This is a genomic window from Desulfocicer niacini (assembly GCF_054657595.1).
This window is the reverse complement of sequence record NZ_BAAHYK010000045.1, coordinates 35655-45738: the sequence shown is the minus strand read 5'-3', so window position 1 is coordinate 45738 and position 10084 is coordinate 35655. Positions and strand designations below refer to the sequence as shown.

9 protein-coding genes are annotated in these 10084 nt (G+C 55.4%); 1 reads left to right on the top strand and 8 read right to left on the bottom strand.

Going from position 1 to position 10084, the window contains the following annotated elements; all coding sequences use genetic code 11:
* Positions 1 to 718, top strand: a 718-nt coding sequence (locus tag ACYQ2M_RS20060) for a carbohydrate-binding protein (protein WP_459918162.1), incomplete at its 5' end; no start/stop codon positions are given.
* Positions 719 to 744: 26 nt separating this feature from the next.
* Here ACYQ2M_RS20060 and ACYQ2M_RS20055 read toward each other — a convergent pair.
* The 8 genes from ACYQ2M_RS20055 to ACYQ2M_RS20020 all read right to left on the bottom strand — a co-directional run bounded on the left by ACYQ2M_RS20055 (position 745) and on the right by ACYQ2M_RS20020 (position 10044).
* Positions 745 to 1506, bottom strand: a complete 762-nt coding sequence (locus ACYQ2M_RS20055) for a LytR/AlgR family response regulator transcription factor (protein WP_459918161.1) — start codon at positions 1504 to 1506, stop codon at positions 745 to 747.
* Positions 1507 to 1521: 15 nt separating this feature from the next.
* Positions 1522 to 4353, bottom strand: coding sequence for an ATP-binding protein (locus ACYQ2M_RS20050; protein ID WP_459918160.1), 2832 nt, complete (start codon positions 4351 to 4353; stop codon positions 1522 to 1524).
* Between the two features lie 7 nt (positions 4354 to 4360).
* Entirely contained in the window at positions 4361 to 4747 is a 387-nt protein-coding gene (locus tag ACYQ2M_RS20045) for a hypothetical protein (protein WP_459918159.1), read from the bottom strand.
* Positions 4748 to 4939: 192 nt separating this feature from the next.
* Positions 4940 to 5176 carry a hypothetical protein gene (locus ACYQ2M_RS20040; protein WP_459918158.1) on the bottom strand — a complete coding sequence of 79 codons (237 nt, stop codon included), beginning with the start codon at positions 5174 to 5176 and terminating at the stop codon, positions 4940 to 4942.
* An 86-nt stretch (positions 5177 to 5262) separates the two neighbouring features.
* Complete coding sequence (locus ACYQ2M_RS20035) at positions 5263 to 6000, bottom strand: ABC transporter permease (protein ID WP_459918157.1); 738 nt, start codon at positions 5998 to 6000, stop codon at positions 5263 to 5265.
* Positions 5997 to 6833, bottom strand: coding sequence for an ABC transporter ATP-binding protein (locus tag ACYQ2M_RS20030; protein ID WP_459918156.1), 837 nt, complete (start codon positions 6831 to 6833; stop codon positions 5997 to 5999). Before ACYQ2M_RS20030 ends, ACYQ2M_RS20035 begins: the two co-directional genes overlap by 4 nt.
* The gene (locus ACYQ2M_RS20025) at positions 6830 to 7894 is read right to left on the bottom strand and encodes a magnesium chelatase ATPase subunit I (RefSeq protein WP_459918155.1); all 1065 of its coding nucleotides are present in this window, start codon (positions 7892 to 7894) and stop codon (positions 6830 to 6832) included. Before ACYQ2M_RS20025 ends, ACYQ2M_RS20030 begins: the two co-directional genes overlap by 4 nt.
* Positions 7891 to 10044 (bottom strand): putative cobaltochelatase, encoded by a 2154-nt coding sequence (locus ACYQ2M_RS20020; protein ID WP_459918154.1) that lies wholly within the window; start codon positions 10042 to 10044, stop codon positions 7891 to 7893. Before ACYQ2M_RS20020 ends, ACYQ2M_RS20025 begins: the two co-directional genes overlap by 4 nt.
* Positions 10045 to 10084: the final 40 nt, after the last annotated feature.

Sequence of the window (10084 nt, the reverse complement as noted above, 5' to 3'; positions counted from 1 at the left end):
CTGGCAGGGCGCCTGGCAGGAGGGCGTCACCTACCTGGCCGATGATGCGGTTTCGTATGACGGGGCAGGCTATATCTGCCTCCAGGATCATACTTCTTCGAGCGCCGACACCCCGTCGAATACCGCCCTGTGGGATCTCTTCGCCGCCAAAGGCGAGAAAGGCGAGAAAGGGGATAAGGGTGACCAGGGGCTTCAGGGCATCCAGGGAATTCAAGGTGAAAAGGGAGACCAGGGACTTCAGGGCATCCAGGGAGAAAAAGGGGATAAGGGTGACCAGGGGCTTCAGGGCATCCAGGGAGAAAAAGGGGATAAGGGAGACCAGGGTCTTCAGGGTATCCAGGGAATTCAAGGTAAAAAGGGAGACCAGGGTGAAAAAGGCGAGAAAGGCGATACGGGCGAAGACGGCCAGGATGCTGATTTTTCCAGCTTAAAAATCGGGACTTATGAATGGGGGCCTCAATCGTTTAATGCTCTTAGTTCACACTATAGGAATTTTAACCTTACCCTTCTAATACCTAATGGCCAGGAGCTGGTTATGATCATCAACGGCATAGCCTACTTTAGAGACGATAATAGCAAGACACTTTATTACGCCGCCCCCGGGCATATCACCAGTAAGAACACAATATCATTCGGGTTAAATACGGGCACATTTGCATCACATAATATTAAAGAAAACTGGTATTATGTCATTACCTATTTATACACCGACAAGTAATTCCGCCCACGGCCTGCAGCGGCGGTTCAGCTCCCCCCGGCGCCGGCCCGCTTTTCCAGCGCCTTTTTCAGGCGGGCCGCGTTGCGGCGCGCGACCCCGACGGGCGCTTCAAGACCGTCGAACCCGGCCGCATAGCGTCCGTCCGCCTGTTTTATCACAGAGCAGAGGCGGCGCATGTTGGCAACGGCGGAGCGGTGAATCCGGCAGAACATCGATTCCGGCAGCAGGTTTTCCCACTGCTTCAGGGTCTTTCGCACCAGGGGCCGCTGCCCGTCCGCCAGATGCACGGCGGTGTAATTGCCGCCCATGGAGATCACGGCCACCACTTCGCTGACGGCAACGAACCGGCGTTCTTTGTCCGTCCGGATGAAAATCCGGTCGGTCTCGGCCGCCGGTTCCGTTGAACCGGGGTCCCGGGCCGGGGGATTCCCTTTCTGTTTCAGCCGGGCAATGGACGCGGACAGGCGCTCTTCGGTGACCGGTTTCAGCAGATAATCGAGGGCGTTGATTTCAAAAGCCCGGATGGCGAAGCGGTCGTGGGCGGTGAAAAATACAATATCGGCGGAGGCCGGGATATCCGGCACCAGGTCGAACCCCGACCCGCCCCGCAGCTGGATATCCAGAAACACCAGGTCCGGGGCCGAGGTTTCAAGGAGCTGTCTTGCCTCCCCGACACTGCCGGCCTCCCCGATGATCCGGATGTCGGGACGGCTTTTCAGCATTTCCCGCAGGTCTTCCCTGGCAAAGGGCTCGTCATCGATGATGATGGTTTTCACGGGTTTTTGCATTTTATCTTTCCTGTCTCAATCATTCAGGTTCATAGAATATCCATTGTCAGTTTTTCGGTGCCGGTTCTTCGGCAGTGCAATTTCCAGAACTACCCATCCGCAGTTCTCGGTGTGTGAAAAACCGAACCGGCCGGGATACATTTTCTCAAGGCGCTTTCTGATATTTTCAAGGCCGACCCCGGCCCCCTGCTCCGGGTTTCCCGACCCCGGCGTCACCCAGGCGCCGGTGTTGGCCGCCGTGATGACCAGACGGTTCTTCTCGAAGCGTGATGCCAGCCTGATTTTCAGTGGTTCCGGGGAGGTGATCCGCCCGTATTTGACCGCGTTTTCCACCAGCGGCTGAAGCAGAAACGCCGGTACCGGATGATCCAGCGTATCGCCGTCAAATTCCGTCTCAACCTCCATCCGGTCCCCCTGCCGGGCTTTCTCGATTTCAAGATAATGCCTTACCAGGACGGTTTCCCGCTCCAGGGGCACGAAAGATTCCATGCCGTAGGCCAGGGAAAGGCGGCAGAATTCCGAAAGGGCCGTCACCATGCCCCGTGCGGTTTCCGGGTGCCGCAGCAGGGCCCCCCGGATGGAAGCCAGGGCGTTGAACAGAAAATGCGGGTTCAGCTGGAACCGGAGCATTTCCAGGGCCGTCTGCTGGGCCTGAAGACGGGCTTCGATTTTTTTCCGGCGCTGGTCGGCCAGCGATAGTTTCAGATCCGCGTTTTCACGAAGGATCCGGCAGGCTTTTATAATATCCAGCTGAAACCGGATGCGGGCCATGAGTTCGTCAAATAAAAACGGCTTGATCAGGTAGTCGTTGGCCCCGGATTGAAATCCCAGCACCAGGTCGGTCACCGGGTTTTTCGCCGTGAGGATGATGACCGGCAGCTCGGAAAACCCGTGGTTTTTCCGCAGGGTATGCAGCACTTCATGGCCCGACATCTGCGGCATCATGATGTCCAGCAGCACCAGGTCCGGCAGGGGGCCGTCTTCAATGATCCGAAGCCCCTGCCTGCCGGAACCGGCAGTCACCACCTTCAGGCTGTGAGCGGTCAGGTGCCGGGAAACGGCCCGGAGGTTGACCGGATCGTCGTCAATGGCCAGGATTACCGCACCGGCGGCAGCGCCGTCCGAATTCAGGTCCGGGTCTGTCAGGACCGGATTTTCCCCGGCAGTTTCATTTTCCCCTGAAACCGCCTCCGGCAGGGGGCCGGCCGGAGAAGGCGTTTTTACCAGAAAAGGCGTTTTTATAAGACGGACGCTTTGCGGTGAAGGGGCCGCCGCCCCGGGGGGGGCTTCGGGGATGGAAAAGGAGAAGGATGCGCCCTTTCCGGGTGCCGATTCCGCCCAAGCGGTTCCGCCGTGCAGCTCCGCCAGGCGGCGGGTGACGGCAAGCCCCAGGCCCGTGCCGCCGAACTGGCGGGTGACGGAGCCGTCGCCCTGTTCAAACGCCTCGAAAATGCCCGCCAGGTTTTCGGCGGCAATGCCGATGCCGGTGTCGGAAACCGTAATGACCCCCAGGCCGTCTTCCCCACGCGCAGAAATGCGCACCTCGCCTTTTTCCGTAAATTTCACGGCGTTTCCCACCAGATTGTACAATATCTGCTGAAGCCGGTTTTCGTCCCCCCACACCGGCGGGAAGTCCTCTGCAATGCCGTTGATGAGCCGGACAGGCTTACCGGCCGCCAGGGTCCGGGCCACCCTCAGCACGGTGTCGGCCATGATCCGCATATCCACCGCTGTTTTCCGCAGCCGGATCTCGGCGTGGGACAGGCGGGAAAAATCGAGGATGTCGTTGATCAGGTCGGAAAGACGCCGGGCGCTTGAAATGATCACGTCCAGATCTTCCCCGATCCGGTTCGGAAGCGCCCGGCCGGCTGCGGACCGGATGGCCTCGGCCATGCCGATAATGCCGTGGAGCGGGGTGCGCAGCTCATGGGATGTATTGGCCAGGAATTCATCCTTGAGCCTGTCCATGCGGGCCAGCGTGATGTTTTTCTCTTCCAGCTCCCCGGCGTAGGCTTCCGCCAGTGTATGGGCCCTGGCGAACCGCTTGGCAAGGACCAGGGAATGGGACAGCACCAGCATCAGTATACCGAAGGGAAGCAGGGGAATGGTGTCGATGATGTGCTGATCCATGAGGATGTCGTTGACGACGAAGACCATCAGCAGGGCGATCCCCGCCAGAATAATCCGCGCGCCGGTTTCCTTTTTCATGGCCGCCCGCGCCAGCATGAACAGGCAGTAGAGCCCGAAGCACAGGCATATCCATTCGTAAAGCAGGACCGTCCCGGCCGCCAGGGTAAATGGGATGAACAGGGCGGCCAGGCTGCAGAGAGTCCCCAGGGCCAGAAAAAGCCGGGACAGCGTCCGGCTGCCCTGCCGGGGATAGAGGGAATTCAAAAACAAAAGGGTCAGCGGGCTCCCGAGAAATATGGGGATAAGCCCCGCCGCATAAGCAGCCCGCAAGGGCGGCTTGGGAATTACCTCCCAGAGGAGGAACCCGCCGTATCCGGCAAACGGCGTGTAGGCCGCCCACAGCAGGCAGATCAGGCTGAAATAAAGAACGGACCGGTCTTTCTGCCGGAACAGGAAAAGAAACAGGTGATAAATGCCCATCACCAGCAGGCTGCCCAGGCAGAGCAGTTCCATGATGCTCATCACGGCCCGTTCCCGCCGGATCTGCCGGGCCGTGCCCGCCAGAAGATTGCCGAAGGGGCCGGAGTAGTCGGTAAAATTGGCTTTCTGCACGGTAATGACGATAATGCCGTCCGAAAGAGAAAATGTCTTTTCAGCGGCGCTCCGGGTCGGCGCGGTGGAGGCCCGGTCCGTCCCCACTCTCGGGTTTTCGAACATGGGCCGGTCATCCAGCCAGATCTGATAGGCCCCTGAATAATTCCGGAAATCCAGTGTCAGCTGCCTGAGGCCGGGGGGGGAGTTTCACCTTGAGGCGGAACGTGGCATATCCGTTCGGCCCCAGCGGTTTTCCGGAAACCTCATATCCGTCCCAAGAACCGGGAGTGGTAAAATAACCGGTCATTGCCGGCGGATCGGGCCGGTTGAAATCGGCCGGGGTCAGCAGCCGGCTCCAGTAAAATTTCCACTGACCGTTCAGCCGGATGAGCTCGCTTTTCTCAAAATTCCATCCGGAAAGATCCATCACCCCTTCTGCCGCAATCGGCGGCGGGGTTCTGCCGGAGCAGCCCCAGACGGACACAAGAGATAAGACAGCGATAAGCAGATATTTCATTCTTCAGCTTGACTTTTCCCGGATTAACGCTGGTGATGAGCGGCCGGGCGCGTTACATGGTTAAAAAAAAGAGACGAATGTACCATGTTTTTCAGGCAGTTGGCAAGTCTCAGGTTGAGGCGGACGGAGGCGGATACTGCTGTCTTAAAGGTATTTTCTGTTGACGGAACTCTACCATATCAGCATCAAGGATCAAATTTTTTTCATGGCAGCCACTTTCAAATCCGCCAGCAACCCATCCAAATCCAGACCATATTTTTGCGCCATGTCCCCAATAGTTTCAAAAAGCGCATTGCAGCAAATGCATTCACCGGCAAGGGCATCATAGCGCTGAAAAACAGCCTGGGTCTCTTTCCAGCCAGCCACCGTATCCAACACTGTCATATTAGTAGTAATTCCCCCTTTCCGGGGGGTATTGTTTTCAACCATTTTATTATCACTCCTTTACCATGAAAATCTCAAAAATCTCTTTTGATTTTCATGGTTCGGGGATAGCCAAATCCGACCATCCACATTTAGTCCTTTGCCCGTTTGACGCACAAGACGGCAATATAAAAGAAAATGCATCCGATGACGGCCAGAATAAAAAGGGAAATCATGGAGGGCATATTGCCGAACGATGCGGTTCTGATGGATGTGGAGGCATGGGTCAGGGGCAGAAGAAAAATGGCTTTCTGGGCCCAGGCCGGAAAATTCTCCACCGGGAAAAAAGTTCCCCCCAGAAATGCCATGGGGGTGATCACAAAACTGGTCACAAGGGTCTGATCTGCATGGGATTTCACCAACATGGCCAGTGCCACAGCAAGGGAGGCAAACACAAAACTGTTCAGCAGGATAGTGGTCCAGAACCAGATATTGCAGGAGAGTACCACCCCGAACAAAAGCCCCAGCACCAGAATCACCATGATGGCGAGGATGGCCCTTGTCATTCCGGCCAGCACTTCACCCACCACATAGGAGATGTCACTGACAGGGGCCGCCTGGATCTCCTCAAAGATATGCCAGTAAAACCGTGCAATATTGATCTCGCTGGAAATGGCAAATGCCTGGGTCATACTGCTCATGGCCACAAGACCCGGAATGAGAAATTCCATGTAGGTGTGCCCCTCCACCATCACATGTTTTCCCATGGCATATCCAAATGCCACAAGATAGAGCAGTGGCGATACAGACCAGGAGGGTATCAGCCGTGTGAGACGCCGTCGTAATACCAGCAACTCTCTATAATAAACTGCACAAGCACCTTGTATCATTTCACCTTCTTTCCTGTCAGTGCCAGAAAGGCATCCTCCAGATTGACTCGGCGAAGGGTGAAGCTATCCTTGTGGGAGGCAATATACTCATTGGCCTCTTTCCGGTCGTTAAAATATCGGGTTTCCATGTCATCCTCCTTGAGACTGTCCAGCGCCCAGGTTCCCTGACGGCTCATCAGGTTGGCCGGTGTATCCACCACCACAATGGCGCCCTTGTCCAGAAAGGCCACACGGCCTGCAAGAAATTCTGCCTCCTCAATGTAATGGGTGGTTAGAAAAATGGTGGTGTTTTGCAGCTGGATCTTCTTGATCAGCGCCCATATCTTGCGCCGCATACCGGCATCCAACCCCACAGTAGGCTCATCCAGAAAAAGAATAGCCGGAGAGTGCAGCAATGCCCTTGCAATCATGAGCCGCCGTTTCATGCCCCCGGACAGATTTTTCACCAGGGTCTTTTTCCGGTCCCCCATCTCCACATACTCGAGGAGTTCATCGATCCTGGCAGCCCTCTGTTCCTTTTTCATACGATAGAGTCTGCCGTGGATATTCAAATTTTCAAACACGGAAAGTTCCCGGTCAAGGTTGATGGACTGGGGGACCAGCCCACACTGCCGGCGGCTCTCAATGCCACGGTCCCCCACATCAAACCCGTTGAGCTTCACCGTTCCTGACGTCCGGTTGGTCAACCCGGTCAAGATGCGTATGGTGGTTGTCTTTCCGGCCCCATTGGGCCCCAGGAACGCAAAGAGTTCTCCCCTGTCCACCTGGAGATTGACATTTTTAAGGGCATCAATGGATTTATATTTTTTACTTAAATTTTCTATTTGGATCATGAACCGTATCCTGCCGCCTTTTTCCGGTCTCTCATCATGGAAACGTCCGTCACAATATCCTGCAGCGGCTGACGTCTTACCCTGTGGGGCAGTGCCAGCGTGGCGGCCTTTTCAATATCCTTTGACTCAACTTCGATCCTGCCCTCATATGCGGCCAGGGTTTTGGCGGTCTTTAAAATAATGATGTCTCCCCTGTGACCGTCCACTCCCACATCCAGGCAATAGGAGGCAATCTCATAGAGTCTCTCCTTTTGACAAGTCACTTTTGGGTAAAGTTTTTTTGCCTGCTTGATTCGCTCCACCAGTTGCCGGGACTCCTCCTCCCAAAGGCTTGCAAATCCTTCCGGATCTTCGTCAAAATGGGTGCGTCGTTCCATAATGGCCACCCTGGCATCAAGATCGGATATTCCCAATACATTGACACAGAGCCCGAACCGGTCCAGAAGCTGGGGCCGCAGTTCCCCCTCCTCCGGATTCATGGTGCCCACAAGGGTGAATCTGGCGGGATGGGAAAAAGAGATGCCCTCCCGTTCAATGGTGTTGACCCCCATGGCTGCCGAATCAAGTAGCACATCCACCACATGGTCGTCCAGAAGATTCACCTCATCCACGTAGAGAATTCCCCGGTGAGCGGCGGCAAGGATGCCCGGCTCCACCTGTTTTTCCCCTTTTTTAAGGGCCTGTTCCATGTCCATGGTGCCCACCACCCGATCTTCGGTGGCGCCCACAGGCAGTTCGATCACCCGTATGCCCTCCATGACGATCTCAGGCCCCTGGTTACCGTCAATGCCAAGAAGTCGGTTACGGCATTCGGTGCGGACACACTCCGTGCAGACATCATGTTTGCCTTGGGGGTCATGCTGGAACGGGCAATCCTTCACCTTTTCAATCTCCGGAAGTATCCGGGCCAGTGCCCGGACGGCCGTGGACTTGGCGGTCCCCTTCTCTCCCCGGATCAAAACGCCCGAAAGGGTGGGATTGATAATATTGAGTATCAGTGCCAGTTTCATCTCTTCCTGACCCTTGATGGCCATGAATGGGTAAACCGTCTTTTTTTTCATGATAAACCTCCTTTTGCAATGTCAACCAGCTGGTTGACTTTAAGATCTTCGATTTTAAAATATTCCGCATTCAGGTTGGCGGCAAGTTTTGCAGCCAGGCCAAATGAGACAGCCCCCCGGCTTTCAGAATCCACCACAACAAATTGTATTCTATGCTCAAGGGCCATTTTCTCTGCCAGTTTCTGGGCCTCCTGAAAGGGTTTGAGTTTTCCCGTGGCTCCATTTCCCGAGCCGTTATTTTCCAGGGAGACGTTACCCCTTCCGTCGGTGATGATAATGGCAATGGGTCTTGATTCAGGTTCTCTTAACAGATGATTCCGCAGCACTTCAAACCCTTTGACAAGTCCGGATGACAAAGGTGTTTTTCCTCCCACGGGCATCTCTTCCAATAGTTTTCCTGCCAGCTCCACAGACGAGGTGGGGGGCAGGTTGACAAAGGCCTCCTCTTTTCGAAAGGTGACCATGGCCACTTTGTCCCGTTTCTGGTAGGCATCCAGCAGAAGCGACATCACGGCACCCTTGGAGGCCGCCATCCGTCCCCGGGCCCCCATGGAGGCGCTGGCATCCACCAAAAAGAGCAGAAAATTACCAATGCGCTTTTCCCGGATCTTTTCCCGGATATCATGATCCTTAAGAATGACGGCCAGGTCACTGCCGTTTTTCCGCTGGATCTGAAAAGGCGCGGCGGCCCTTAATGTGGCGTCAAAGGCTATATCATTACTGCCCCTGGGGATGGTGCTTCTCACATACCTTCCCTGCTTGGCAGCCGTTCTGGAGCGGGAGCGCTTACCGGACCCTCTTCTGTAGATCCGGTCCTTGGGGGAGGTGAACTTTTTCACCTTAAAGGTTTCTCCCACCTCAAATATTTTTTCCAGCACATCTTTTTTGTCCTGTTCCTTGTTTTCCTCCTGGGGTTCGGGTTCCGGTGCGGATTCATCTTCCTCCGGTTCCTGCTCCTCAGTCTCCTCCTCCATGCCGTTTTCATTTTGGCCCTGATCCTGTTCATCCTCGGACTCAGCGTTTTCGTCCGGTTCCGGCGGCGGTTGTTCCTGGTTTTCCTTTTCGTTCTGCTCCTGGTCCTGGTTTTCCTCGGGTTTCTGGTCGTGATCGTGGGGAGGTTCAGGTGGCGGCGGTGGCGGTGCCGCCTCCCGTTTCCGGTGTACCAGGGCAAACCCGGCCACCTGCTTTACCTCCTCCATGCCGGCTTCGGTCTTGCCATGGTATGCGGCAAGGGCTTTGGCAGCCTGTTCGATGACGAGATCGGCCCTGTGACCTGCCACATTGCTTTCCGCGCACAGTGTGGCCACAAAATTCCTTAAATTCTCAGGGAATTGCACCTCTTTTACAAGGGCGCCGGCCCTTTTGATCCGGTCGGACAGAAGCGTGTTGTCTGCCTGGTACTGCTTTGCAAAGCCTTGGGGGTCGGCATCATGAGCCTCCTTTCTCAGCATCAGAAGGATTCTCTTTTCAAGATCTTTCTCCGATGTCACCTCCACACAGAGGCCGAACCGGTCCAGAAGCTGGGGACGCAGTTCCCCCTCTTCCGGGTTCATGGTCCCCACCAGAATGAAATCCGACGCATGGGAAAAGGATATGCCCTCACGCTCTATGCGGTTTTCCCTGAAAGCGGATGCATCCAGGATGATATCAACGATGTGATCATCCAGAAGATTGACTTCATCCACATAAAGAATCCCCCTGTGGGCCCTGGCCAGCAATCCCGGCTGCAGGGCTCTGGCCCCGCTCTTGACGGCCAGGCTGAAATCAATGCCCCCTGCCACACGGTCCTCAGTGGCATTGAGCGGCAGGGTCACCACCCGGGTCCGGCGTTCAATGCAAGTTGGTCCGGTGGCACCTTCTTTTATAATTCCATGGTCTGATTTTTCCCGGCCTTCACTCAATTTTCGACAGTCATCACAAAGGCTTTCAGGATCATCCGGGTTACAGGACCATGGGCAGCCTTTGTTCACCTTGATCATGGGCAAAAGGGATGCAAGTGCTCTCACCGTGGTGGACTTGGCCGTCCCCTTTTCTCCCCGGATCAAAACCCCTCCGATGGCCGGATTAACGGCGTTCAGAATAAGGGCCAGCTTCAGCTGCTCCTGCCCGACGATGGCCGCAAAGGGATAGATATTATTATATAAAGTCATTATTTCATCTCTTTTACGATGTGATATGTTTTTATATGAA

Excerpts from the sequence above, each read along its gene's own strand:
- ACYQ2M_RS20055 (WP_459918161.1), bottom strand. The coding sequence starts at position 1,506 with ATGCAAAAACCCGTGAAAACCATCATCATCGATGACGAGCCCTTTGCC.
- ACYQ2M_RS20030 (WP_459918156.1), bottom strand. The coding sequence starts at position 6,833 with ATGATCCAAATAGAAAATTTAAGTAAAAAATATAAATCCATTGATGCC.
- ACYQ2M_RS20045 (WP_459918159.1), bottom strand. The coding sequence starts at position 4,747 with ATGAAATATCTGCTTATCGCTGTCTTATCTCTTGTGTCCGTCTGGGGC.
- ACYQ2M_RS20035 (WP_459918157.1), bottom strand. The coding sequence starts at position 6,000 with ATGATACAAGGTGCTTGTGCAGTTTATTATAGAGAGTTGCTGGTATTA.
- ACYQ2M_RS20020 (WP_459918154.1), bottom strand. The coding sequence starts at position 10,044 with ATGACTTTATATAATAATATCTATCCCTTTGCGGCCATCGTCGGGCAG.
- ACYQ2M_RS20040 (WP_459918158.1), bottom strand. The coding sequence starts at position 5,176 with ATGGTTGAAAACAATACCCCCCGGAAAGGGGGAATTACTACTAATATG.
- ACYQ2M_RS20050 (WP_459918160.1), bottom strand. The coding sequence starts at position 4,353 with ATGTTCGAAAACCCGAGAGTGGGGACGGACCGGGCCTCCACCGCGCCG.
- ACYQ2M_RS20025 (WP_459918155.1), bottom strand. The coding sequence starts at position 7,894 with ATGAAAAAAAAGACGGTTTACCCATTCATGGCCATCAAGGGTCAGGAA.